The sequence below is a fragment of the Glycomyces halotolerans genome, assembly GCF_054779575.1.
In genome coordinates this window covers 72,708-97,880 of sequence record NZ_BAAGXZ010000015.1, presented here as the reverse complement: position 1 = coordinate 97,880, position 25,173 = coordinate 72,708, and the positions used below count along the sequence as shown (strand labels likewise).

Sequence of the window (25,173 nt, the reverse complement as noted above, 5' to 3'; positions counted from 1 at the left end):
GCACCGATTCCGACAACCAGCTCATGACCAGGCGATACTACGCTCGGTCCTGAACTGTTGCCGAACTTTTGAAGACGTCGGGTCGCCTGCCGTTCACCCGAAAGGCGGATGCGAGCGATGAATGGTGTTGGGAGCGTGACACTCTGTGACAGGGACGATATCGCCACGACGGTGACGCACGTCCCCGCCTAGACTTGACGAGTCCGCCGATCCCCGGCCGACCGACCCGCGCTGAAGGAGTCCCATGATCACCGCCACCGGTCTCGAGCTGCGCGCCGGAGCGCGCATCCTCCTGTCCGGGGCCGATCTGCGAGTGCAGGCCGGCGACCGGATCGGACTCGTCGGCCGCAACGGCGCCGGCAAGACCACCACGCTCAACGTCCTCGCCGGACTCGCCCAGCCCTACGGCGGCCGCGTCGAGAATAACGGGCCCTTCGGCTACCTGCCGCAGGACCCGCGCTTCGCCGACCTCTCGCAGACCGCCTCCAACCGCGTCCTCTCCGCCCGCGGCCTCGACCAACTCCTCGCCGACCTCGGCAAGACCGAGGCCGAACTCGCCGAAGCGGTCGACGACGACCAGCGCGACCGCCTCGTCCGCCGCTACTCCCGACTCGAAGAGCAGTTCGCCGCCCGCGGCGGCTACGCCGCCGAATCCGAGGCCGCCCGCATCTGCTCCAACCTCGGCCTCGAGGACCGCATCCTCGCCCAGCCGCTGCAGACCCTCTCCGGCGGCCAACGCCGCCGCGTCGAACTCGCCCGCATCCTCTTCGCCGACGACGGCGACGGCGTCCTCCTCCTCGACGAGCCCACCAACCACCTCGACGCCGACTCGGTGAACTGGCTGCGCGGCTTCCTGTCGGCCCACAAGGGCGGACTCGTGCTCATCACCCACGACGTCGACCTGCTCGACGAAGTGGTCAACAAAGTCTGGTTCCTCGACCCCACCCGCTCGACCATCGACCTCTACAACCTCGGCTGGAGCGCCTACCTGCGCCAGCGCGCCGAAGACGCCGAACGGCGCAAGCGCGAGCGCGCCAACGCCGAGAAGAAGGCCGGCGCCCTCACCCGCCAGGCCGCCAAACTCGGCGCCAAGGCCACCAAGGCCAAAGCCGCCAAGAACATGCTGCGCCGCGCCGAAGCGATGATCGACGACCTCGACGACGACCTGCTCAGCGAAAAGGTCGCCGACGTGCGCCTGCCCCAACCGGCCTCCTGCGGCAAAGTCCCGCTCACGGCCGCGGGCCTGTCCAAGAGCTACGGCTCCCTCGAGATCTTCACCGGCGTCGACCTGGCGATCGACCGCGGCTCCCGAGTGGTCATCCTCGGACTCAACGGCGCCGGAAAAACCACCCTGCTGCGCATCCTCGCCGGATCCCTCGAACCCGACACCGGCGAGGTGACCCCAGGCCACGGACTGCGGATCGGCTACTTCGCCCAAGAGCACGACACGCTCGACCACACCGGGACGGTCCTCGAACAGATGCAGTCGGCGGCCTCCGAGTCGGGCGCCGACCCGACCGAGACCGAACTGCGCAAGATCCTCGGCGCGTTCCTCTTCCCCGGCGAAGACGTCTACAAGCCCGTCGGCGTGCTCTCCGGCGGCGAGAAGACCAGGCTCGCGCTGGCGAGCCTGGTGTGCTCGGGCGCGAACGTGCTGCTGCTCGACGAGCCGACGAACAACCTGGACCCGGCCAGCCGCCAGCAGGTCCTCGACGCGGTCGACCGCTTCGCCGGCGCGATCGTCATGGTCACCCACGACCCGGGAGCGGTGGAGGCCCTGCGGCCCGAACGCGCGATCCTCCTGCCCGACGGCGACGAGGACCTCTGGTCCGACGACCTCATGGAACTCGTCGAACTCGCCTGACAGCAGCGGCGGGCCGATCTAGCCGGAGTACATCAGCACGATCGCGGCGCAGGCCCCGGCCGCCGCCGACGCCAGCGGCGCCTTGACCGAGCGGCCGCGCGGCCCGTGGGCGGTCGCGGCCACCACCAGCCACGGGCACAGCGCCACCCAGCCGTACTCGGGCCCGTCCGGGCTCGATCCGCTCAGCGGCGCCAGCAGCAGCGCCAGGAGCGGTCCGATCATCAGCGGCCACGCCGAGCTCGACCCGATCCGGCGCAGGCTCTCCACGATCGCCGGGCCGCACGCGGCGCACACCAGCGCCGGCATCAGCAGCAGCCACCACAGCTGCCCGGGGTGGGCGGCGATCTCGCCGACGGCGGCGTTGTAGGTGTCGGCCAGTCCCGCCGGCCACGAGTTCCCGAACGTCGCGGCGACGGCCAGCACGCTCAGCGCGGCCCCGGCCGTGCCGAGGATGTGCCAGGGGCGCCGCCGCGCGAAGTACAGGCACAGCAGCGAGACGGCGAACCACGCCGCCCCGTACGACAGCAGCGCCGCGATCCCGAGCAGGCCTCCGGCGCCGGCGGCGCCCAAGAACGCGTCGAAGCCGCGCACCCGCCGCTCCGAGGCGACCGCCCCCGCCGCCAGGGCCGCCGCGCAGGCGGCCGCGGAGACGCCGTCGATGCCGAGCGTGGTCCACGCGGCCCACGGGGCGAGGACGAGCACCGGGGCGAGGGCGCGGGCGGCGACCGGTCCGGCGACCGACCGGACGGCCACCAGCGACAGCGGCACGGTCAGGCACGACAGCGCGGTCACGGTGATCGCCAGGCCCGCCTGCGACCCCGAGAAGGCCACCAGCTGCTCGACGGTCCGCACCGCGCCTGGGGTGTCGGTCGGCGTGGTCGTGGTGTCCACATTGGTGTGCAGCGCGCCGGACCATGTCAGCGAGGCCACATAGGACAGCACGAGTAGCTGGTGCCACGGCATGCGCGCCGCCGCCGGACGGGAGGCGAAGACGAGCACGGCGGCGGCCGTCAGCGGCGCGACGACCATGCCGGCGGTGACATGGAGCGACAGATTCTGCGCCGGCCACCACGGCAGCGTCGAGGGCGCGACCACATCGGAGGTCCGCACGGCCGCCGAGGCCAGCGTCAGCGTCACCACCAGCAGCGACAGCCAGGTGACGATGTCGCGCGCGCGGTGGTGGCGGACCCGCCCGGGGGCAAGGGCGTCCGCCGGACTGGTGGACGGAGTCTGCGGCGCGGTCACGGCTAGAAACTATCGGGTATCCGACAGAAGCGACCGTGGGGCGGTGGAACTCCGGCAAACTTCACAAGACACCTTCATCACCGTCCGTGCTCAAGGAAGGACTAATGGCACCCGACGCTGCCGCACCCCGCAGTGACCTCGCATCGGACACTGCTCCAGGCTCATCCAGAACCGATCCGAACCGGCAGGTGCGCGGCGATGAGCGCCGCGAGCTGACCGAGTACGTCACCTCCGAATACCTGAAAGGGCAGAGCATCCGGGACATCGCTTCAACCATAGGCCGCTCATACGGTTTCGTGCACCGACTCCTCTCCGAAGGCGGCGTCAAGCTCAGGACCCGCGGCGGCGCCCGCAAAGGCTCCCGACGCTGAGGACCTGCCCAGTGCGCGCCGCGATGCAGGGCGCGTCACTGGGGCCGCACACGAAATAATCGGGCCCGGCTCCCGCGTTGATAATCAACGCCGAGAACACGCCAAGCACGACGAAGCCCGAGCCCGGACCCCGGCACTTGGGCTCCTGACGGGAGGGCCCGAGTGGCATCTATGGGAGCCGCCGGATGGGACGCCATGCGTTCCCTCAGGCGAGGCGACGAGGTCAAGGGCGTCAAGCTCACCCGCGGCGTGAAGCGCCGCATCCTCCGCTTCGCCCGGCCCTACGCCCGCGACATCGCGGTCTTCCTCATCCTCGTCACCGCCGCCGCCGCGGTCGGCGTCGCCACCCCGGTCCTGGCCGGCAACATCGTCAACGAACTCACCACCGCCGAGGGCACCCGCCGCGGCGTGCTCATCCTGGCCGGCATCATCGCCGGACTGGCCGTGTTCGAAGCGCTCATCTCGCTGGCGATGCGCTGGTACGGCGCGAAACTCGGCGAAGGGATCATCTTCGACCTGCGCCGCGTCGTGTTCGACCACGTGCAGTCGATGCCGGTCGCCTTCTTCACCCGCTCCCAGACCGGCGCACTGGTCTCGCGGCTCAACAACGACGTCCTCGGCGCACAGCGCGCCTTCACCACGACCCTCTCCGGCCTCGTCTCCAACGGCATCGCCGTGGCCCTGACCCTGGGCGTCATGTTCTTCCAGTCCTGGCAGATCACCCTGCTGTCGCTGGTCCTGGTGCCGGTGTTCATCATCCCCGCCAAATGGGTCGGGCGGAAACTCGCCGCGCTCACCAAGGAAAGCTACGACCTCAACGCCGCCATGAACACCCAGATGACCGAGCGGTTCAATGTGGGCGGAGCGATGCTGGTCAAGCTGTTCGGCCGCCCCGAGACCGAGTCCAGCGAGTTCGCCGACAAGGCCGACCGCGTCCGCTCCATCGGCGTCACCACCGCGATGTACGCGCGCACCTTCATCGTCGCCCTGACCCTCGTCGCCGGCCTCTCGCAGGCCCTCGCCTACGGTCTCGGCGGCGTCTTCGTCTTCAACGGCACCCTCACCGCCGGCACCGTCGTCACCCTCGCGCTGCTGCTGACCCGGCTCTACGGGCCGCTGACGGCGCTGTCGAACGTCCGCGTCGACGTCATGAGCGCGCTGGTGAGCTTCCAGCGCGTCTTCGAGATCCTGGACCTCAAGCCGCTCATCCGGGAAGCCGAGGACGCCCGGCACCTGCCCGAGAGCGCGTCCTCGATCGCCTTCCGCGACGTGGAGTTCCGCTACCCCGGCTCCGGCGACGTCTCCCTGGCCAGCCTCGAGGACCTGGCCCGTCCCGACCTCGGCGACAACGGGCACACCGTTCTGCAGGACGTCTCGTTCACCGTCGCCCCCGGGGAGCTGGCCGCGCTCGTGGGGCACTCCGGGTCCGGCAAGACCACCACCGCGAACCTCGTGCCTCGCCTGTACGACGTCACCGGCGGCGCGGTCGAGGTCGGCGGCGTCGACGTGCGCGAGATCAAGCTCGCCTCACTGGCCGCCCACATCGGCATGGTCACCCAGGACGCCCATCTGTTCCACGACACCGTGCGCGAGAACCTGCGCTACGCCAGGCCCGAGGCCACCGACGCCGAGATCTGGGAGGCGCTGGACCGCGCCCAGATCGGCGAGGTGGTGCGACGGCTCGAATCCGGCCTCGACACGGTCGTCGGCGAGCGCGGCTACCGCTTCTCCGGCGGCGAGAAGCAGCGTCTGGCGATCGCCCGGGTGCTGCTCAAGGCGCCGCCGATCGTGATCCTCGACGAGGCCACCGCGCACCTGGACTCGGAATCGGAGGCGGCCGTCCAGGACGCGCTCGACACGGCCCTGGAGGGCCGGACGGCGTTGGTGATCGCCCACCGGCTCTCGACGGTGCGGCGGGCCGACAAGATCCTCGTCCTCGAGGCGGGCCGCCTGGTCGAGACCGGCACGCACGAGGAGCTGGTGGGTCGCGGCGGGCTGTACGCCGAGCTGTACCGCACGCAGTTCGACGACCGGGCGGAGCGGGATCCGGCCCCCGGCCGCTGAAGGCGGTCGAACCCTCACAGATCATGCCAGTTGCAGTGAGTTAGGTCATATTCGGGGGGAGCGATTTCAGTTCTGGCCCGTTCACGGCCGAGATCCGAGTATTTTTTCGCCGGTACCCGGCCACAAGCCGTCGAAATTCCTGTAAGGTCCAAAGGCCAGCTCGACCAGGGAACTGATCGGGGTGGAGAAGCGCCAGCAATGGCGGAATACCTCGGGTCGCACGGCGGCCTGGTTCAACTAGGTCTTAAACCCCCTGGGAAAAACCGGTCGCCGGCCCGAAAATCAACATCGCAAGGATAGTAAGTAATGGCGCAAGGCACCGTTAAATGGTTCAACGCGGAAAAGGGCTTCGGCTTCATCGCTCCGGATGACAACGGCCCCGACGTGTTCGTCCACTTCTCCGCGATCAGCGGGAGCGGCTACCGTTCACTCGAAGAGAACCAGCGGGTGGAATTCGACGTCGAGCAGGGCCAGAAGGGTCCGCAGGCCGCTAACCTGCGCTCCATCTAGTTCTGACTCTGAGAACACGAAGCCGCCGACCTTCCTTCGAAGGACGGCGGCTTCTAACGTGTCCGGAGCGTCAATCGGTGTAGTAGCCCACCAGCCGGATCCATTCGATGTCGGAGGCCGTCCACGGCAGCCGCCGCTGTTCGGTCACCTCCCCTGCCGCGTCCACGAAGTACAGCGTCGAACCGGCCTCGCTCATCGCCGCCACCAGCATCGCACCGTCGGGCAGGAACACCACGTCCTGCGTCTCCTCCTCCACCGGCAGCTCCAGCTCCGCCCCGGTAGCGGTGTCGACGTACCTCCCGCAGTGGTCGAACGGCCTGCCGTCCCCCGCGGTCTCGTCGACGTGCAGGCAGGCGGACGACAGATCCGCCGACACCGAACCCAGCCCCAGGACAGTCGGGTCGTCGTCCCAGGCGGCGATGCCGGGCAGTTCGACCCTCTCTGACCCGTCGGGCCGCACCGCGGCGCCCTCACCGACCAGGTACCGACCGTCCGGAGTCCACAGCGGCGAGCAGCCCACGCCCGCCGGCAGCGGCACCCGCTCGCCGGTGACCAGGTCGAACACGTACGACTCCGGATCGCCGACCGATTCGGGCTCGGTGATCACGACCCGGTCGGAGTCCGGCGCCCAACTCGGCGGGCACGACCAGTCGACGGTGAACGTCGCGACCGGCGCGGCGTCCGGTTCCGACAGGTCCACCAGCGACCACCCGCATGATTCGCCTTCGGCCTCGCTCCCGCTGAGCAGTGCGCGCCTCCCGTCGGGAGCGACACTGTAGTACCCGCTCGGTTCGCCGCCGTCCAGCGACGTCGCCGCACCGCCCTCCAGGAGCGCCGTGTATGGACCCGGGTGCATGAGACCGACCCGGAAGTACAGGCGCTCGGGAAGGGCTTCCAGCGCCGCCTGCGAGCCCGAAGGCTCCAGGCCGGGCCACGAGAAGCCGTGCTCGTCCCATTCGCTCGGCCGCATGGCGCCGCAGCCGTCCCCGTCCGTGGTCGGGGCCTCGGCCGGCGCCGTGGTCTCTCCGGCCGGCGGAACGAACGTCCCCTCATCGGGGAGCACCAGCGCGGCTGCCGCCATACCGGCGAGCGCGATACCGGTCACCGCCCCGAGCGTCCCGGCCGCCAGCCGTCGCCTGCCGATACGGCGGGCCCTGTGCAGCGCGCCTTCGGTCAGACCGGCCGAAGCGCCGCCGCCTTCGGCCGCGCGTCGGCGCAGCACGTCGCCGAACGGTTCAGACATGGGACGCTCCTTTCGTGGTCGCCATCCCCGGCCCTGGCCGGGCCGGGGGAGTGTCGGGGAAGCTGAGCTCGGGGAAGTGCTGCCGCAGCCGCTTCAACGCCCGCTGCGTCCTGGCCCGCAGCGTCGAGACCGGACATCCGAGCGTCTCGGCGGCGGCGGTCTCGGTCAGGTCCTCGAAATAGCGCAGCACCACCGCCGCGCGCTGCTTGGCCGGCAGCGACAGCAGCGCGGCGTGGACCGCCAGACGCAGCGCGGCGTCGGGATCCTCACCGCCGGCCTCCGGCAGGACCTCGGTCGCGATCTCGGCGACCTTCGTCCGCCGCCAACGGCTCACATGCAGGTGGTACATGGTGCGGCGGGTGTAGGCCTCGGCGTTCTGGCTGCGGTGCAGCCGCTTCCAGGCCCGCCACGTCCGCGCCAGCGCCTCCTGCACGAGATCCTCGGCGAGCCCGCGGTCGCCGGTGAGCAGGAACGCCGAAGCGGTCAGCGCCCCCGACCTGGCCTTGACGAAGTCCTCGAACTCGCTCAGCCGCGTCGGCGGCGCACCCGGCGGCGCTGTCGGTCCGTTCACGTTCGGGCATCCGTTCCATCGATGGGCATGCGAATCATTAACGCAGACTGGAAACCGAGCCTCGCCGCGCATCGGCCGAACGGTCGCTCCCTCCGAACCGAACGGACGAGGCGGAAAAGCGATTGTGCCGCTCCGGGCTGCCGGACACACTGAATCCCATGCAGATCACCGAGTTCGGAGCCGCAGACCCCGAACTGATCGCCGAGTCCTACGAGCTCCTCGCCGCCGCCCACGCGGCCGACACGCCAGAGAACCCCGCGCCGGTGCGCCGCTTCTTCGAGACCACCTTCACCCTTCCTCGGCCCGGACGCTCCAGGCGATCCGCCGCCGGCGACGACTACGAACTGCGCCAGTGGACCGGCCCCATCCCCGCAGATCTGCTGGCCACCATGTGCCGCATGGAGAGCATGATCGTCAGCGAAATCCCGCTCGGCGACCTCGACGTCGAGGCCGAAGAGGTCGACACCGAGAAGATGCGCGCGATGGAACGCGTCAACGAAGCCGAAGGGCGCATCCGCGTCGACAGCGTCGCCGTCGACCGCGCCACCGGCGAAGTCGTCGCCTGGAGCGAGATCACCGTCGACGACGGGCCTTACCGCGACGCCCACCAAGGCATCACCATCGTCGCCCCCGGCCACCGCGGCCACCGCCTCGGCCTGCTGGTCAAACTCGCGAACCTGCGCCAACTCCGCGAGCACTTCGACCGCGTCGAAGCGATCTGGACCGACAACGCCGACGTCAACTCCCACATGATCGCCATCAATGAACAGCTCGGCTACGAGACCGTCGACGCCTCGGCCGACTACCACCGCAAACTCGAAAGCTGAACGACGCTGTGCAGATACACCGACTCGACCCCGCCGACACCGCCCTCGTCGACCGCCTCCACGCGATGAAGGAACTCGCCCGCCGCAGCGACACACCCGAACTCGCCCCGGTACCGGCACCACTGTTCGCCGGCGAACTCGCCCACCCGCCACCCGGCGCCGCCCAGCACGACTACGTGGCGCTCGACGACACCGCGGTAGTCGGCCACCTGCACCTCTACCTGCCCACAAGAGACAACCGCCACTACGCCGAGGCCGACATCACCGTCCATCCCGAACGGCGTCGCCGCGGCATCGGAACCGCACTGCTGGAGCGGCTCCTCCAGACCGCCCGCGCCGAGAACCGCCGCGAACTCAACGTCGTCGCCCGCACCGCCTGGAACGACGGCCCCACCCGATCCCACGCAGGCCCGCGGTTCCTCGAACACCGCGGATTCACCAAGGCCCTCACCGAAGTCGACCGGCGGCTCGAGCTCGCCGCACTCGACGACGACACCCTCCACCGCCTCTGGGAACCGGCAGCCGCGGCCGCCACCGACACCTACGAGATCCTCACCTGGACCGGCCGCACCCCCGAGCGGCACCTCGAACCGCTGTGCCGCATGGACTCCATGATCTTCGACGAGATCCCCCTCGGCGAACTCGACATCGACCGCAGCGACGTCGACATCGCCCACCGCCGCGTCTACGACGACCACCACGAGCGCCTCGGCTTCACCGTCCTGCGCGCCGTCGCCGTCCACCGCGACGGCGGCGACATCGTCGCCAACACCGAACTGTTCGGCTACGACGGCTGGAACCACTCCTTCCAAGGCATCACCATCGTCGACCCCGCCCACCGCGGCCACCGCCTCGGCCTCCTGGTCAAACTCGCCAACCTGCGCCGCTTCCGCCGACGGTTCCACCGCGTCATCGACGTCTGGACCGGCAACGCCGACGTCAACACCCACATGATCGCCATCAACGAACAGCTCGGCTACCGACCGGTCGACGCCCGCGTCTCCTACAAACTCCAGCTCTGACCAGCGACACCACCGCGAATAATTCAATTGCCGCCCGAGACGCGAACGACCACACTGAACCCATGGAAATCTTCGAACTCGAACCCGCGGACGGCGAACTCGTCTCCGGCGCCTTCGAGGTACTCCGAGCCGCCCACGACACCGATGCACCCGAAACCCCCGTGCCCCACCGCGGCGTGTTCGCTAAGAGCCTGATCCACCCCATGCCCGACGCCGACGAGCACCACTTCGTCGCCGTCGAAGGCTCGCAGGTCCTCGCCCACCTCGGCGTCGAGTTCCCCAACCGCGAGAACCTCAACTGGGGCTTCGCCGACCTCGTCGTCCACCCCGACCACCGCCGCCAGGGCATCGGCACGGCCATGCTGGACAAGTTCATCGAACTCGCCCGCGCCGACGACCGCACCGAAGTCGCGATGGCCGCCCGCACCACCTGGGAAGACGGTCCCCGCCGCAGCGACGCCGGCCGAAAGTTCCTCGAACAGCACGGCTTCACACTCGCCCTCACCTGCGTCAATCGACGCAGCGCCGTCGACGCGCTCGACCCGGCTCAGGAACGCGAACTGCACGACCAGGCAGCCAAAGCCGCCGGCGACGACTACGAGATCATCTCGTGGCTCGGCCGCACCCCGGCGCCGCTGGTCGAGACCATGTGCCGCCTCGACTCGATGATCCTCTCCGAGGTCCCCCTCGGCGAACTCGAACTCGAACCCGAGCACATCGACGCCGAACTCAAAGAGGCCAAAGCACTCCGCAACGAAGCCGTCGGCATCGTCCCGGTCACCACCGTCGCCCGCCACCGCGCCTCCGGCGAAGTCGTCGCCAACACCGTCATCGGCGTCTTCGACGACCCCGACTACGACGACGGCTTCCAATGGATCACCATCGTCGACCCCGCCCACCGCGGCCACAAACTCGGCACCCTCGTCAAACTGGTGAACCTCCGCCTGCTGCGCGAGCGATTCCCCCGAGTGCGGCACGTGTGGACCGACAACGCCGACGTCAACGCCCAGATGATCGGCATCAACGTCAAACTCGGCTACGAACCGCTCGATGCCACCGCCGAATACCAACGCAAACTCGACTCCTGAAGGTGTCCCCGCCCACAAGCCGACCATGTCAGTGGCGCGAGCCGCTCATGGTCGGCTATTGTTCGTAGCTGGCCCGCAAAGCGGCCCGAATCAGGCGCGTCCCGCCCCCATCACCGTCGGCTCATGGTGAAGCAAAGCATCCGCGGAACGTGCATCACACATGTTCTCGCGGAAGGCGACCCATGACTCTCGACCCGACTGTGTCCGATGCTGCCATGCAACAAGACGACACCAATCCAGAAACCCCCCGAAACACCCAGACCGAAGCTGCCGTCGAACCGTTCACCGTCGGGACCGACGAAGTGAACACCACTCCCGACGGACCGACCTTCGAGAACCTCGGACTCCCCGAGAAGATCAGCGCCGCGCTGGCCGAGCGGGGCATCGACGTGCCCTTCCCGATCCAGGCGGCCACCATCCCCGACGCCATGGCCGGCCGCGACGTGCTCGGCCGCGCCCAGACCGGCTCGGGCAAGACGCTCGCGTTCGGCCTGCCGGCCCTCGCCCGCCTCGCCGAAGGCGGACGGACCAAACCCGGCAAACCGCGCGCGATCATCCTGACCCCGACCCGCGAACTGGCGATCCAGGTCGCCGACTCCCTGCAGACCTTCGGCGACGCCGTCGGCATCGAAATGAAGGTCGTCTGCGGCGGCACCGCGTTCTCCCGCCAGATCGACGCGCTCCGCGCCGGAGTCGACATGCTCGTCGCCACCCCGGGCCGCCTGCGCGACCTGATCCGGCGCGGCGAGTGCTCCCTCGAATCGGTCGAAGTCGCCGTCCTCGACGAGGCCGACCAGATGGCCGACATGGGCTTCCTGCCCGAGGTCGAGGAGCTGTTCGACATGCTCCCCGGCGGGCAGCGCATGCTCTTCTCGGCCACGCTGGAGAAGGAGATCGACGTCCTGGTGCGTAAGTACCTGACCGACCCCGTCCAGCACTCGGTCGACCCGTCCGCCGGCTCGGTCACCACCATGGCCCACCACCTGCTGCTCATCGGGCCGCGGGACAAGGCCACCATGACCGCCGCCATCGCCGGACGCCCCGGCCTGACCATGGTCTTCGTCCGCACCCAGCTCGCCGTCGACCGCATCGCCGACGAACTCCAGGACGCCGGCGTCAACGCACAGGGCCTGCACGGCGGCATGTCCCAGCAGGACCGCTCCAAGGTCCTCGACCGGTTCAAGAACGGCCGACTCGATGCCCTCGTCTGCACCGACGTCGCCGCCCGCGGCATCCACGTCGACGGCGTCGACATGGTCCTCCACGTCGACCCGCCCAAGACCCACAAGGACTACCTGCACCGCGCCGGGCGCACCGCCCGCGCCGGACAGTCCGGCGTCGTGGCGACCCTGGTGCTCCCGCACCAGAACCGCACCGTGTTCAGCCTCATCGAGCGCGCCGGCGTCGAAGCCAAACGCCACTTCGTGAACGACAACTTCGGCCCCGAACTGGTCGAACTGCTCGGAGCGCGGAACTTCACCGACCTGCGGGCCGCCTCCTGCGAACACCAGGCGCTGCGCAACGAATCCGAGATCGAGCGGCTCGAACGCCAGATCATCCGGATGCGCGAAGACGTCGAAGGCCTCCGCGCCGAAGCCGCCCGCCTCCGCGAGCAGGCCGAACGCGAGATCATCGAAGGCCCCTCCAAGCGCGACAAGCGCGACCGGGGACCCCGACGCGACCGCGACGGCGGCGGCCAGCGAGGCGACCGGCGCGGCGGCGGAGGCTACCGAGGCAACCGCGACAACGACCGACGCGGCGGAGGCTACCGAGGCAACCGCGACGACCGCGGCGGCTACCGGGGCGGCCGCGACAACGACCGCCAAGGCTTCCGAGGCGACCGCGACACCCGCGGCCGCGACGACCGCGGCGGCTACCGCGGCGACGGCGACCGGCGCGGCGGCGGAGGCTACCGAGGCAACCGCGACGACCGCGGCAGCGACCGCGGCGGATTCCGAGGCGGCCGCGACGGCGACCGGCGCGGCTTCAAAGGCGACCGCGACGACCGCGGAGGCCGCGGCTTCAACCGCGACCGCCGCGAACGCTGGTAAACCGCGATAAAACGAATGAGGGCCGGACACGCACGTGTCCGGCCCCCGTCCGTCCCGTGAGTCAACGGCGGCGAACCGCCTCCTCCACCAGCTCCAGGATCCGCATGATCGCCAGATCCTCGCGGCCGGTCGCCAGATACCGCACCAAGCCGTCGTACACCAACTGCAAGAACCCCGCCAACACCTCGATGTCGACGTCCGTCCGCAGCACCCCGATCTCCCGCTGATGCTCCAGACGCACCCGGCTGGCCTCGGCGATCGCCTCACGCCGGCGCCCCCACGCCTCGGCGAACTCCGGATCGGTCCGCAGCCGCCTGGCCACCTCCAACTGCGTGCCCAGCCACCCGGCCGTCTCCGGCTTGTCGGCCGCCGCCGTCAAATCCTGCATGACCCCGACCAGGCCCCGCTCGGCCACCGTCGCGGCCATCTCCGCCGCGTCGACCGACGCCACGGCCAGGAACAACGCGTCCTTGTCACGGAAGTGATGAAAGATCGCCCCGCGCGACAAACCCGTCGCCTCCTCCAGACGCCGCACCGTCGCACCCTCATAGCCGAAACGCGCGAAACAGGAGCGTGCGCCGTCGAGGATCTGCTGACGGCGCGATTCGAGGTGTTCTTGGCTGACGCGAGGCACGCGGCAATCTTGCCATCCGCCTATGGTCGCGGGCCAGCGCGTCGCCTACCGTTGTGCCGATGAAGATGAGCGACTTCTGGGAGCGCATGGAGGCGACCTTCGGCGAGGGCTACGCCCACAGCGTCGCCGCCGACCACTCGATCGGCATGCTCGACGGCCGCACCGTCGAACAGGCACTCGCCGACGGCGACAACGTCAAGGCCGTATGGATGGCCGTATGCCGGACCTGGCCCGACCGCGTCCCGGCACGCCTCGTCCGCTGACGCCCCGATGAGCTCGCCCCTGCGAGCTGCGCCCTGTTCGAACAAGCCGTTGCCCTAGGTTGTCGGTCCAGGGGACTACCGTATTCGGCATGGCGAAGCAATCAGGTTCCAGGGGAGGCAGCGGTATGAACACCGCTCAGGACAAGGGCAAGGCGCTGGACCTCGCGCTGGCCCAGATCGACAAGCAGTTCGGCAAGGGCTCGGTCATGCGGCTGGGCGAGAAGCCCAAGCAGAGCATCAAGACCATTCCGACCGGTTCGATCGCGCTCGACGTCGCCCTCGGCGTGGGAGGCCTGCCGCGCGGCCGCGTCGTGGAGATATACGGACCTGAGAGCTCGGGGAAAACCTCGCTTGCCTTGCACGCCATGGCAAATGTGCAAGCCGAAGGCGGCGTGGCGGCGATGATCGACGCCGAGCACGCGCTCGACCCGACCTACGCCGAGGCGATCGGCGTCAACGTCGACGAGCTCCTGGTCAGCCAGCCGGACACCGGCGAGCAGGCCTTGGAGATCGCCGACATGCTCATCCGCTCCGGCGCGGTCGACCTGATCGTGGTCGACTCCGTGGCCGCGCTGGTCCCGCGCGCCGAGATCGAGGGCGAGATGGGCGACTCGCACGTGGGCCTCCAGGCCCGCCTGATGAGCCAGGCGCTCCGCAAGATCGCCGGCGGCCTGAACAACACCGGCACCACTGCGATCTTCATCAACCAGCTCCGTGAGAAGGTCGGCGTTATGTTCGGCTGTGCCTCCTGGTACACCAAGGTGATGCTGGCAGACGGCACCAAGATGCCGATCGGGAAGATCGTGAACCAGAAGTTGGACGTCGAAGTCCTTTCATACGACTTCGATTCAGGAAAAGTCGTCCCGCGAAAGGTAGTCAACTGGTTCAACAACGGGAAGGCTGAGGAGTTCTTGCACTTCAAGGTCGAACGTGCCGGAGCTGGCACGGGCAACAGCAAGGCCGGCCTTGCAATGACTCCCAACCACCTCATCCGAACTCCCGGTGGATGGCGCGAGGCGCAGGAGATCCGCGTTGGCGACCGAGTCCTGCTAGCTGAAGAGCATCAGCTCAGTGAACAGCAGTGGCAGGTCATCCTCGGAACTCTCATGGGCGATGGCTCACTGGGCGAGCCCGTCCGCTCAAGCGCCCCGAGCGCTCGATTGCGGCTGGGCCACGGAAAGAAGCAATCGGCCTACCTTGATTGGAAGGTGTCGCTCCTCGAGAATATTGCACATTCTCGGAGCGAAAACGAGAAAGGGGCCGTGTTTGCAGACTTCACACCCCTGGCCGAGCTGGGGGAGCTGCGGCAAGCGGTGTATTTCGGCGACGGGAAGAAGCATCTCTCATGGGAGTACCTGAAAGCGCTCAGCCCTCTTGCGCTGGCCATCTGGTACATGGACGATGGGTGCTTCACCGTTCGCTCGAAGGGTCTTTGGGAGAGCACGAAGGGCGGCTCGGGCCGGATTGAGATCTGTGTCGAAGCCATGAGCGAGGGTTCGCGCCAGCGTCTGGTCGATTACCTCCGCGACACACATGACCTTGATGTCAAGCTGGCTTCCAAGGGCCAGCGTCAGGTCAGCACGATCAGGTTTACGACGGCAGCCACTGCGAGGTTCCAGGAGCTGGTAGCGCCTTATATTCCGGAATCGATGGAATATAAGTTGCTTCCGCGGTTCCGCGGTATGTGCGAGGTTAAGCCCGAATTCTCGGAGTCTGAGTTCGGTCTGGTACCTGCCAAGGTACTTTCGATCCAGGCCAAGCGCGACTACCCGATCATGAGTCGCTATGACCTCGAAATCGAGGGCACGCACAACTACCTTGCAGACGGGGTGATGGTTCACAACAGCCCAGAGACGACCTCAGGTGGGCGGGCGTTGAAGTTCTACGCCTCGGTTCGGCTCGACATCCGGCGTATCGAGACGCTCAAGGACGGCGGCGAGGCCGTCGGCAACCGCACCCGCGTGAAGGTCGTCAAGAACAAGGTCGGGTCGCCGTTCCGGCAGGCCGAGTTCGACATCCTCTACGGGCACGGCATCTCCAAGGAGGGCTCGCTCATCGACATGGGCGTCGAGCACGGCATCGTGAAGAAGTCCGGCGCCTGGTACACCTACGAGGGCGACCAGCTCGGCCAGGGCAAGGAGAAGGCCCGGCTCAACCTCAAGGAGAACCCGGACCTCGCCCTCGAGATCGAGAAGAAGATCAAGGAGAAGCTCGGCGTCGACGCCGCAGCGGAAGCCGCCGGCGGTGAGGCCGAAGTTGAAGAAGCCCCGGTCGACTTCTAGCCCGGACGACCCCGAGGCCGCCCGGCAGTACTGCCTGCGACTGCTGTCGGGCCGGCCGAGGACCCGCGCCGAGCTCGGCGCGGCGATGCGCCGCAAAGGCTTCGAGGAGGAGCTCGTCGCCGAGATCCTGGAGCGCTACTCCGAGGTCGGCATGATCGACGACGAGGTCTTCGCCCGCGCCTGGGTCGACTCGCGCCACCGCGGCCGCGGCCTGTCGAAGCGGGCCCTGGCCGGCGAGCTGCGCCGCAAAGGCGTCGAGCCCGAGTTCGTCGACGCCGCCGTGGAGGCGGTCAGCGACGAGGACGAACGGGCCGCGGCGCTGGAACTGGCCCGCAGGCGCTACCGCAGCCTCGCCGGGCAGCCCGCGGACGCCGTCCTGCGCAAACTGGTGGGCATGCTCGCCAGGAAGGGCTACGGCGCCGGCGTGGCCATCCCGGTGGTCAAACAGGTCTTGGCCGAGGCCGACTCCGAGGCGGCCGAGATGCTCGACGACGAGGCCCACTTCGATTGAGCGCTCGGGACGGTCGGGACCGATCCGGGCGCCCATCGCTACTAGGCTGTAGGCATCCCGTTGGCCTGCATCGCAGGAGGACCCGTTGAGCCGCCTTTCCGTCACTCCCGGTCCGTACCGGTTCGTCGAAGCCGATCTTCACTGGCCGCGGCTGGAACGAGGCGTGAGCGAGTCGCTGGCGCATTTCCGGGCCTGGAGCGAGTCGAACTCCGACCTCATCGAAGCCCACGTGGACGGATACACCAGAACGCTCGACACGGTGGAGGCCGAACGGTGGCATCCGGCGCGCTGGAGCCACTGGCTTCGGCGACGGCGCTCGGCGCTCAGACGGCGGCGCATCCTCGACGAGATCGACTTCTTCACCGTCTACAACCTCCTCGAGGCGCCCACCTCCGAGAGGGCCGGGCTCATAGCCGACCGGGTGGAGCGGTACCTCAAGCCGGCCCGCGAGATCTCGGCGGACCTGGCGCGCGCCACCGGCCTCGACGACGGCCTTCGGCGACTGGCCCGCCGCGTTCCCGAACTCGGAGGGAGCGGGGAGTTCCAGTGGCTCGCCGAGCAGTTCGATCGCCTCAACCACGCGCTCCCCGAAGCGGTCGTCGCCGAAGGCGGGCTCGCGAAGGCGCTGCGGTCCACCGTCGGGGTCGTCCTGATCGCCTTCCTGGACACGATGGACGCCGATCGCGCCACCGCATCGGCCCACCTCGAACGCGTCATCCCCGGTGCTTTCACGATCGGCGCGAGTTACGCGATCATCGACGACTCCCTGCAGGACGGGCCGTCGCTGCTGAGCGAGGAGGACCGCCGACGCTGCCATGAGGCGGTGGCCGGAGCGCTCGCAGGCGGCGCCCGGCCGGACCTGACCGGGCTTCCCGACCACCCGCTCACCGAGATCCTGTGCGAACTCCACGAGCGCATGCTCGAGGTCTTCCCGGTCGAGTCCAACGCGGCGCTGTACCGGGCCGCCGAGTCGATGTACCTGGCCCAGCACCGGGACGCGGTCCGGCGGCCCGACCCGGCGAGCCCGCCGGATCCCGAAGAGCTCTACCCCGACCTGTTCGTCAAGTCCGGCATGTCACGGGTCGTCGCGAACCTGGTCGGCCGCCGCGAGATCGACGACGACTTCTACCGCAGGTGCTTGAACGCGAAGTTCATGAACCAGCTCAGCGACGACCTGCGGGACCGCGATGAGGACCGCGCGGCCGGACGGGTCACGCCCTTCACGGTCCCTCGAGGCCGCGCGAATCCGCTGTTCGACCACTTCGCCTACCGCGCCTACGTGCTCTTCGAAGTCTTCGGCGGCGATCCGGTGGTCGAGCGGCATCTGCGGCGCCAGGGCATCGGGAAACTGGTCCGGCACCTCTCCGGGGAGCCCGAGAGCCTCGACCGGCTGCTGAGCGACTATCCCGCGACCGACGCGATCGCTCGCTTCCTCCGCAGAGCGGGCGGCGCCACCGACCGCTCGCTGCGCCGCCTGGTACCGGTCGACCAGGCGATCCTCGACCACGGCGGGCGCCTGTCGCGCCGCCGCGACCAGACCCGGCTCGACTGCCGGACCTTCGTCGCCGACCGGATGCCCTACCTGGAGTCGGTCCTGGCCCGCTCGATGCCCGACCCGTCCGAGGAGACGCTGCCGCAGGCGATCGCCTACGTCCTCGGCCGTCCGGGAAAACGACTGCGACCGGCCCTGACCCTGATGACCGCCGCGATCTTCGGCGTGGACTACGACCGGATCGAACCGCTGCTCGAAGCCGGAGAGCTGTTCCACACCGCCAGCCTGGTCTTCGACGACCTGCCCGCCCAGGACGACTCGCCGATCCGCCGCGGCGCGCCGACGGTCCACACGGAGTTCGGCGAGGCGGCCGCGCAGCTCGCCGCGCTGTCGATGATCGCCTCGGCCTACGGCCGCCTCGCCGAGCTCGAGCGTCACTTCCCGGCCGAGCGGGTCACGGCCCTGATCGCCAGGGCCGGCGGGGTCAACGGCGCCGCGGGCATCTGCGGCGGGCAGATGCTCGACCTCGAGTTGCCGGAGCGCGCGGAGGTGCCGGTCGACCGGCTGGTGGAGATGTACCGGCTCAAGACCGGCACGGGATTCGACTTCGCCGTCACCTCCCTGGCGGTCCTGCTGAACCTGCCCGAATCCGTCCGGGACGACCTCGCGGATTACGCCTACGAGGCCGGCGTGGTCTTCCAGATCCGCGACGACCTCCTGGACGCCACGGCCACGACCGGGAGCCTCGGCAAACCCGCCGGAGCCGACGTCGGCAAGGCCAACCTGGTGCGCCTGCTCGGCGTCGAGGCGGCCGAGCGCAGGCTGGAACTGCACCTCGCCAGAGCGCAGGCGGCGTGTGATCGACTGCCCTACCCCACCTGGCTGCTGGAGTGCGCGGTTCGCCACCTCGCCGCCCGTCGGCGCTGAATCACGAAGCCTTCTCGATACAGCGGAATTTTTCGCCGGCGAGGTCGCAATCGTCCTCACGATCGGAGAATGCGCCCTATAGGCGCGGGAGTCGTGGCGCCGCATCCCCGGCACGAGAAATTCGTTCCACGATCTGGACTGTCGCCAGTCCGTGAGGAGCTGTTAACGCTATCGACATACCATTGGCCGCGACGACGCAGCGCCGCGCCCGGTCCTCCGTCTATTCCACACCTTTGCGAGGTACCCATGACCGAACCCAAACCCGTCGTGGTGGTAGCAGATCCACTCGCGCCCGCAGCGATCGAAGTCCTCTCCGGCGACTTCGACGTCCGGGAGATCGACGGAACGGACGTCAGCTCCCTCCACAGCGCGCTCGTCGACGCCGAGGCCGTCATCGTCCGCTCCGCGACCACGATCGACGCGCCCGCGCTGGAGGCCGCGCCGAAGCTCAAGGTCGTCGCCCGCGCCGGCGTCGGCCTCGACAACGTCGACCTGCCCGCCGCCACCGAGCGCGGCGTCATGGTCGTCAACGCGCCCACTTCCAACATCGTCTCGGCCGCCGAGCAGGCCATCACGCTCCTGCTCGCCAGCGCCCGCCACACCGCCCGCGCCGATTCCTCGCTGCGCGAGGGCCGCTGGGACCGCAAGAAGTTCACCGGCGTGGAGATCCAGGGCAAGACCCTGGGAGTGATCGGCTTCGGGAAGATCGGTCAGCTCGTCACCACCCGTATGCAGGCGTTCGGCATGAACGTGGCGGCCTTCGACCCGTACGCGCAGCCCTCGCGCGCCGCGCAGTTGGGCGTGAAGCTGGTCTCGCTCGACGAGCTGCTGGCGGCGGCCGACTTCATCACGATTCACCTGCCGAAGACGCCCGAGACCGCCGGGCTCATCGGCGAGGAGGCGCTGGGCAAGGTCAAGCCCGGTGTGCGGATCGTCAACGCCGCCCGTGGCGGCCTGATCGACGAGGCCGCGCTGGCCGAGGCCCTCAAGGACGGCCGTGTCGCCGGCGCGGGTCTGGACGTGTTCGAGACCGAGCCGTGCACCGACTCGCCGCTGTTCGCGCTGGACAACGTCGTGGCCACCCCGCACTTGGGCGCTTCGACGCGTGAGGCGCAGGACAACGCCGGGCTCGCCGTCGCCAAGAGCGTCAAGTTGGCTTTGTCGGGCGAGTTCGTCCCCGACGCGGCCAATGTGCAGGCCGGCGGGGTCGTCGCCGAGGACGTGCGTCCGCTGCTGCCGCTGGCCGAGCGTCTCGGCAAGACCTTCACCGCGCTGGCGGGCAGCGCCATCCAGTCGGTGACCGTGGAGGTCCGCGGCGAGGTGGTGGAGAACGATGTGACGGTGCTGCAGTTGGCGGCCTCCAAGGGCCTGTTCGCTGATGTGGCCGATTCGGTGACGTATGTGAACGCGCCGTTGGTCGCGGAGCAGCGCGGGGTCGAGCTGGGCCTGTACACCTCGGCCGAGTCGCCGGAGTTCCAGACTCTGGTCACGCTTCGCGGTGCGCTGGTGGACGGCACGGGTCTGACCGTGTCGGGCACTGTCAGCCCGGGTCCGCAGGCGGCGCTGCGGTTGACGGAGGTCGACGGTTTCGAGCTCGACATCGACTTCGACGGTTCGCTGCTGTTCCTGCGCTACACCGACCGGCCGGGCGTGGTCGGCCTCATCGGGGGCGCGCTCGGGGATCTGAACATCAACATCGCGGCGATGCAGGTGGCCCGGAAGGCGGCCGGGGGGGATGCGTTCATGGCCATGGCCACCGACGCGCCGGTGCCTTCGGAGGTCCTGGGTCGGGTCAGGGAGGCGGTCGGCGCTTCGAGCGCGAGCGCGGTCTCGCTGGAGGACTAGCCGAGGCTGGAGCTTCGCCGGCTGTTCCATTTAATGAGAGCGATGCGTCGGAATGCGGGACGGATGCGTTAAGGTGAACGCACCCGGCCCGCATTCCCTTCGGCCGCTGCTGCGGTCTTCGGCGGGAGTGCGTTCGCGGCGAGGGACTTTCAGTAGCGCAACGAGGCTTTCCAGAGAGGCAGCATGAGCAGGATCGCGGTCATCCCCGGAGACGGGATCGGTCAAGAGGTCGTCGCCGAGGCCCGGAAGGTGCTCGATGTGGCGCTTCCCGGCTACGAGGCCACTGAGTACGATCTGGGCGCTCGCCGCTACAACGCGACCGGGGAGGTCCTTCCCGAGACCGTGCTCGCCGAGCTCGACGGGCACGACGCGATCCTGTTGGGTGCGATCGGCGATCCTTCGGTGCCGCCGGGTGTGCTCGAGCGGGGCCTGCTGCTCAAGCTTCGTTTCGAGTTCGACCAGTACGTGAATCTGCGGCCGAGCCGGCTCTATCCGGGGGCCTCGACTCCGCTGGCCGACGTCAAGCCCGGGGACATCGACTTCGTGGTCGTCCGTGAGGGCACCGAGGGCCTGTACGCCGGGGCCGGCGGGAACCTCCACGAGGGTTCGTCGGCCGAGATCGCGACCGAGGAGAGCCTGAACACCCGCTACGGCGTCGAGCGGGTGGTCCGGGACGCCTTCGAGCGCGCCAAGCGGCGCCGCGGCCATGTCACGATGGTCCACAAGACCAATGTGCTGGTCCACGCCGGCGGGTTGTGGCAGCGGGCCTTCAGCGATGTCGCCGAGGAGTACCCGGACATCACCACCGAGTACCAGCACGTCGACGCCGCGGCCATGTTCCTGGTGAACCGGCCGCACACCTTCGATGTCATCGTGACCGACAATCTCTTCGGCGACATCTTGACAGACATCGCCGCCGCCGTCACCGGGGGCATCGGCTTGGCCGCCTCCGGTTGCGTCAACCCCGACTACACGCACCCGTCGACGTTCGAGCCGGTCCACGGCTCGGCTCCCGACATCGCCGGCCAGGGGATCGCCGACCCGATCGCCGCGATCTCCTCGACCGCGCTGCTGCTGGACCACTTGGGGCGGGGCGGCGCCGCCGCGGCGGTCGGCGCCGCGGTCGAGCGTGAGCTGGCCGGGCGCGAGTCCGGCACTCAGATCCGTACCGGCGAGGTGGGCGACCGAGTAGCCGCCGACGTCGCCGGCCAGGTGAGCTAACGAGCTCCCAACTCTGACAGCGCCCGGCGGGGAACACTCGCCGGGCGTTTTTCCATGTCGTCCGCAACCCGAGCACGACCGGCCTAGCGACCTGAACGAGCGGTAAGTTAGGCGAGAGAACCGATACTCAAGGCTCTGACCGAAGGAATATCCAATGACCAGCGAAGGTCTTCCCGACCTGCGGCGCGAGTCGCACCCGAACCCGACGCCCGAGGCCGAGCGCGACCGGATGATCGCCGACCCGGGCTTCGGGACCCTGTTCACCGACCACATGTTCACCATGTCCTACACCGAGGGCCGGGGGTGGCACGATGCGCGCATCGAGCCGTTCGCGCCGATCACCCTCTCGCCGGCGGCGGCGGTCCTGCATTACGCGCAGGAGATCTTCGAGGGGCTCAAGGCCTACCGTTACCCCGACGGCGGTGTGGGCCTGTTCCGGGCCGAGGCCAACGCCAGGCGGTTGAACCAGTCGGCCGAGCGGATGGCGATGCCGAAGCTGCCCGAGCGGTGGTTCATCGACTCCATCCGCGAGCTGGTCGCCGTCGACGGCGACTGGGTGCCGGTGCAGGAGGAGGCCAGCCTGTACTTGCGGCCGTTCATGTTCGCTTCCGAGCAGTTCCTGGGCGTGCGTCCGGCCAAGGAGTACAAGTACCTGGTCATCGCCTCGCCGGCCGCGGCGTACTTCAAGTCCGGCCCGAAGCCGCTGACGCTGTGGGTCTCTGAGGACTACAACCGCGCCGGCCCCGGCGGCACCGGCGCGGCCAAGTGCGGCGGCAACTACGCCGCGAGTCTGCTTCCGCAGTCCGAGGCCATCGAGCACGGCTGCGACCAGGTGGTGTTCCTCGACGCGGTCGAGTACGAGTACGTCGACGAGCTGGGCGGGATGAACCTGTTCTTCGTCTACGAGAACGAGCACGTCATCTACACCCCGCAGCTGGGCACGATCCTCCCGGGCATCACCCGCGACGCGGTGTTCACGCTCGCCGCCGAGTCCGGCTGGGAGGTTCGCGAGACCCGGTACTCGCTGAACCGCTGGCGCGAGGACGCCCAGTCCGGGGCGCTCACCGAGGCCTTCGCGTGCGGCACCGCCGCCGTCATCACCCCGGTCGGGACCGTCAAGTCCCGTGCGGGCGAGTTCCAGGTCGGCGGTGGCGAGGCCGGCAAGTTCACCATGCAACTGCGACAGACCATCCTCGACATCCAGCACGGACGCGCCGAGGACACTCACGGCTGGACGCGGCGCATCGCCTGAGGGAGTGCGTATCGGTCAAACCGCGGGCGGGCCGCTGTCCCCTCCCCGTAACCTTGTACACCAAGCGCGGGGGACAGTCATGCCTCCGCGTCTCGCGCGTCGAGGCTCGGGGAGGGGACTTGGGCGAGGTCACCATACGGTTGAACCGGCTCGGCTTGGAACAGGGACGCACGTGGCACGCCGTAGTGGCCGCGGTGGCGATCGTGCTGCCGCTGGCGCTGTGGACCGGCCTCGAGCGCCTGGTCGGCGACACCACCGAGCAGTTCGCCCCGGGTGAGACCATCACGTTGGAGTCCTATCCGGTCGGCAGCGCGCACCTGCAGTTCCTGCCGCCCGGCGGCGGCTGGAGCGCCGAGTTGACGCTGTCGAGGCACCGCATCAACCTGTACCGCGGCAAGACGACCGCGAACGTCCAAGTCGACACCGATGTGGACAGTTTGGAGCGGCTGCTCGAACGCCGCGCCGACCGGCTCACGGCGACACAGCCCGGCATCGCCGTGACCAACGTCCGCGACTACCGCAACCCCGTCAACGGCCTCGAAGGCTTCCGCGCCGACCTCTACGGCCGCAACATCGCCGGTTCGATCGTGGTCGTCGGCGACGACGGGGGAGCGGCCGCCACCCTCACCCTCCTGTCGCCGACCGGCCAGCTCGCCGACAGCTCGGCCGGCGTCGACGACTTCGTATCGAGTTTCGTGCTGAGCGAGCCATGACCGTCAAGACCGAACGCATCGTGGTCGAGAGCCAGGGCGCCTTCATCCGCCTGCGCCGCCCCGCCTACTGGGTCTACGTGGCCTGCCTGATATTCGGCCTCATCGGACTCGGACGGGTCCTCTCGCCGGACTATGAGGACATCGCCGGCGCGCTGTGGGCCTCGATCGCCATCAACGGGGCGCTGGCGGTCGTCTTCCTGTGGATCCTCGACCGCCTCGACCTGTTCGAACGCGAACCGGTCACCGTCCGCGCCGCCGCCATGTGCTGGGGCGGCCTCGCGGCCGTGTCGTTCTCGATGATCGCCAACGACGCCGCGCTCGTCGTCCTCGCCGACATCACCGGTCCCGAATGGGCCCGCACCTGGGGACCGGCCGTCGCCGGACCCCTGAACGAGGAATGGCTCAAAGCCGTCGGCGTGGTCATGCTCGTCCTCATCGTCCGGGAGCACTTCGACCGCTCCATCGACGGACTCATCTACGGAGCCCTCGTCGGCCTGGGTTTCCAGGTCGTCGAGAACCTCTCCTACGCGGTCAACTTCGCCGTCATCAACCCCAACTCCGACTGGGCCGGATCGATGAGCGTCACCTTCACCCGCGTGCTGGTCGCCGGTCCCTGGTCCCACCCGCTCTACACCGGCGCCGCCGGGCTCGGCATCGCCTTCTTCGTCACCCAGAACCGCCGCCCCATGGCGGTCAGGGTCGCCGTCGCGGCCGGCCTGTTCGCGCTCGCGATGGCCATGCACACCCTGTGGAACCTCCCGGCGATCCCCGGCCTCAGCGGCTGGGTGACCGTCCCGCTGGCCTACGGCAAGGGCCTGGTCATCCTGGCCCTGTTCCTCGTCCTCTACCACTTCGCGGCCCGCGCCGAGTGGCGCTGGTTCGTGACCACGATGTCGGACCAGCCCGAGGAGATCATCACCACCGAGGACCTCACCTCGATGCGGTCGCTGCGCAGCCGCCACAAGGCCCGCAACGAGGTGACCAAGGAGTTCGGCAAGCGCGCGGGGCACCTGCACGGGCAACTGCAGCGCGAGCTGGTGAACCTCGGGACGCTGCTGGCGCGCGAGCAGCGGCGCGGCGACGACGGCGAGGACGCTCCGGACGTGGCCGCCGTCAAACGCAACATCGCCGCGATCCGCACCGAGCTGGCGGAGGCCAAGAGGGAAGCGCCCTAGCG

The 25,173-nt window shown here is 69.1% G+C and carries 21 protein-coding genes; 17 read left to right on the top strand and 4 right to left on the bottom strand.

Translation table 11 applies throughout. From position 1 onward, the window contains the following. Positions 1–244 precede the first annotated feature (244 nt). Positions 245–1,864 (top strand): ABC-F family ATP-binding cassette domain-containing protein, encoded by a 1,620-nt coding sequence (locus ACYVL2_RS13725; RefSeq protein WP_460544206.1) that lies wholly within the window; start codon positions 245–247, stop codon positions 1,862–1,864. 18 nt (positions 1,865–1,882) lie between these two features. Here ACYVL2_RS13725 and ACYVL2_RS13720 read toward each other — a convergent pair whose 3' ends face one another. Further along, positions 1,883–3,109 (bottom strand): hypothetical protein, encoded by a 1,227-nt coding sequence (locus ACYVL2_RS13720; protein ID WP_460544204.1) that lies wholly within the window; start codon positions 3,107–3,109, stop codon positions 1,883–1,885. Positions 3,110–3,213: 104 nt separating this feature from the next. Between ACYVL2_RS13720 and ACYVL2_RS13715 the strand changes: the two genes are divergently transcribed. The 3 genes from ACYVL2_RS13715 (at position 3,214) to ACYVL2_RS13705 (ending at position 6,054) form a co-directional block, all read left to right on the top strand. Continuing rightward, positions 3,214–3,480: a helix-turn-helix domain-containing protein gene (locus tag ACYVL2_RS13715; protein ID WP_460544202.1), complete on the top strand. Its 267-nt coding sequence runs from the start codon at positions 3,214–3,216 to the stop codon at positions 3,478–3,480. A gap of 171 nt (positions 3,481–3,651) precedes the next feature. Then, complete coding sequence (locus ACYVL2_RS13710) at positions 3,652–5,544, top strand: ABC transporter ATP-binding protein (protein ID WP_460544246.1); 1,893 nt, start codon at positions 3,652–3,654, stop codon at positions 5,542–5,544. 306 nt (positions 5,545–5,850) lie between these two features. Continuing rightward, a complete protein-coding gene (locus ACYVL2_RS13705) occupies positions 5,851–6,054 on the top strand; it encodes a cold-shock protein (protein WP_460544200.1) in 204 nt (67 codons plus the stop codon). 70 nt (positions 6,055–6,124) lie between these two features. On the opposite strand, the gene ACYVL2_RS13700 is transcribed toward ACYVL2_RS13705, so the two are convergent. Together ACYVL2_RS13700 and ACYVL2_RS13695 are read right to left on the bottom strand one after the other, a co-directional pair. Further along, on the bottom strand, positions 6,125–7,297 hold the full coding sequence (locus tag ACYVL2_RS13700; protein WP_460544198.1) for a TolB-like translocation protein: 1,173 nt from the start codon (positions 7,295–7,297) through the stop codon (positions 6,125–6,127). After that, complete coding sequence (locus ACYVL2_RS13695; RefSeq protein ID WP_460544196.1) at positions 7,290–7,868, bottom strand: SigE family RNA polymerase sigma factor; 579 nt, start codon at positions 7,866–7,868, stop codon at positions 7,290–7,292. The genes ACYVL2_RS13700 and ACYVL2_RS13695 overlap by 8 nt, the downstream gene beginning before the upstream one ends. A 158-nt stretch (positions 7,869–8,026) precedes the next feature. Here ACYVL2_RS13695 and ACYVL2_RS13690 point away from each other — a divergent pair, with 158 nt between their 5' ends. The 4 genes from ACYVL2_RS13690 to ACYVL2_RS13675 all read left to right on the top strand — a co-directional run bounded on the left by ACYVL2_RS13690 (position 8,027) and on the right by ACYVL2_RS13675 (position 12,856). Beyond that, positions 8,027–8,695 carry a hypothetical protein gene (locus ACYVL2_RS13690; RefSeq protein WP_460544194.1) on the top strand — a complete coding sequence of 223 codons (669 nt, stop codon included), beginning with the start codon at positions 8,027–8,029 and terminating at the stop codon, positions 8,693–8,695. A gap of 8 nt (positions 8,696–8,703) precedes the next feature. Next, the gene (locus ACYVL2_RS13685) at positions 8,704–9,717 is read left to right on the top strand and encodes a GNAT family N-acetyltransferase (RefSeq protein WP_460544192.1); all 1,014 of its coding nucleotides are present in this window, start codon (positions 8,704–8,706) and stop codon (positions 9,715–9,717) included. A 62-nt stretch (positions 9,718–9,779) separates the two neighbouring features. Beyond that, positions 9,780–10,805: a GNAT family N-acetyltransferase gene (locus ACYVL2_RS13680; protein WP_460544190.1), complete on the top strand. Its 1,026-nt coding sequence runs from the start codon at positions 9,780–9,782 to the stop codon at positions 10,803–10,805. A 215-nt stretch (positions 10,806–11,020) separates the two neighbouring features. Further along, complete coding sequence (locus ACYVL2_RS13675; protein WP_460544188.1) at positions 11,021–12,856, top strand: DEAD/DEAH box helicase; 1,836 nt, start codon at positions 11,021–11,023, stop codon at positions 12,854–12,856. 61 nt (positions 12,857–12,917) lie between these two features. On the opposite strand, the gene ACYVL2_RS13670 is transcribed toward ACYVL2_RS13675, so the two are convergent. Next, positions 12,918–13,490 (bottom strand): TetR/AcrR family transcriptional regulator, encoded by a 573-nt coding sequence (locus tag ACYVL2_RS13670; protein WP_460544186.1) that lies wholly within the window; start codon positions 13,488–13,490, stop codon positions 12,918–12,920. 59 nt (positions 13,491–13,549) lie between these two features. On the opposite strand from ACYVL2_RS13670, the gene ACYVL2_RS13665 reads away from it, so the two are divergent. From ACYVL2_RS13665 to ACYVL2_RS13625, 9 genes are all read left to right on the top strand, one after another. Beyond that, on the top strand, positions 13,550–13,753 hold the full coding sequence (locus ACYVL2_RS13665; protein WP_460544184.1) for a DUF3046 domain-containing protein: 204 nt from the start codon (positions 13,550–13,552) through the stop codon (positions 13,751–13,753). Positions 13,754–13,878: 125 nt separating this feature from the next. After that, positions 13,879–16,035 (top strand): recombinase RecA, encoded by a 2,157-nt coding sequence (gene recA, locus ACYVL2_RS13660; RefSeq protein ID WP_460544245.1) that lies wholly within the window; start codon positions 13,879–13,881, stop codon positions 16,033–16,035. Then, positions 16,010–16,546, top strand: a complete 537-nt coding sequence (locus tag ACYVL2_RS13655; protein ID WP_460544182.1) for a regulatory protein RecX — start codon at positions 16,010–16,012, stop codon at positions 16,544–16,546. Before recA ends, ACYVL2_RS13655 begins: the two co-directional genes overlap by 26 nt. An 85-nt stretch (positions 16,547–16,631) precedes the next feature. Then, positions 16,632–18,965 carry a polyprenyl synthetase family protein gene (locus tag ACYVL2_RS13650; RefSeq protein WP_460544180.1) on the top strand — a complete coding sequence of 778 codons (2,334 nt, stop codon included), beginning with the start codon at positions 16,632–16,634 and terminating at the stop codon, positions 18,963–18,965. A 246-nt stretch (positions 18,966–19,211) separates the two neighbouring features. Beyond that, positions 19,212–20,810 (top strand): Rossmann-fold NAD(P)-binding domain-containing protein, encoded by a 1,599-nt coding sequence (gene serA, locus ACYVL2_RS13645; RefSeq protein ID WP_460544178.1) that lies wholly within the window; start codon positions 19,212–19,214, stop codon positions 20,808–20,810. A gap of 183 nt (positions 20,811–20,993) precedes the next feature. After that, on the top strand, positions 20,994–22,031 hold the full coding sequence (locus ACYVL2_RS13640) for a 3-isopropylmalate dehydrogenase (protein WP_460544176.1): 1,038 nt from the start codon (positions 20,994–20,996) through the stop codon (positions 22,029–22,031). A 154-nt stretch (positions 22,032–22,185) separates the two neighbouring features. Then, entirely contained in the window at positions 22,186–23,283 is a 1,098-nt protein-coding gene (locus ACYVL2_RS13635; RefSeq protein ID WP_460544174.1) for a branched-chain amino acid transaminase, read from the top strand. A gap of 119 nt (positions 23,284–23,402) precedes the next feature. Beyond that, complete coding sequence (locus ACYVL2_RS13630; protein WP_460544172.1) at positions 23,403–23,996, top strand: hypothetical protein; 594 nt, start codon at positions 23,403–23,405, stop codon at positions 23,994–23,996. Further along, positions 23,993–25,171, top strand: a complete 1,179-nt coding sequence (locus tag ACYVL2_RS13625) for a PrsW family intramembrane metalloprotease (protein ID WP_460544170.1) — start codon at positions 23,993–23,995, stop codon at positions 25,169–25,171. The genes ACYVL2_RS13630 and ACYVL2_RS13625 overlap by 4 nt, the downstream gene beginning before the upstream one ends. Positions 25,172–25,173 lie beyond the last annotated feature (2 nt).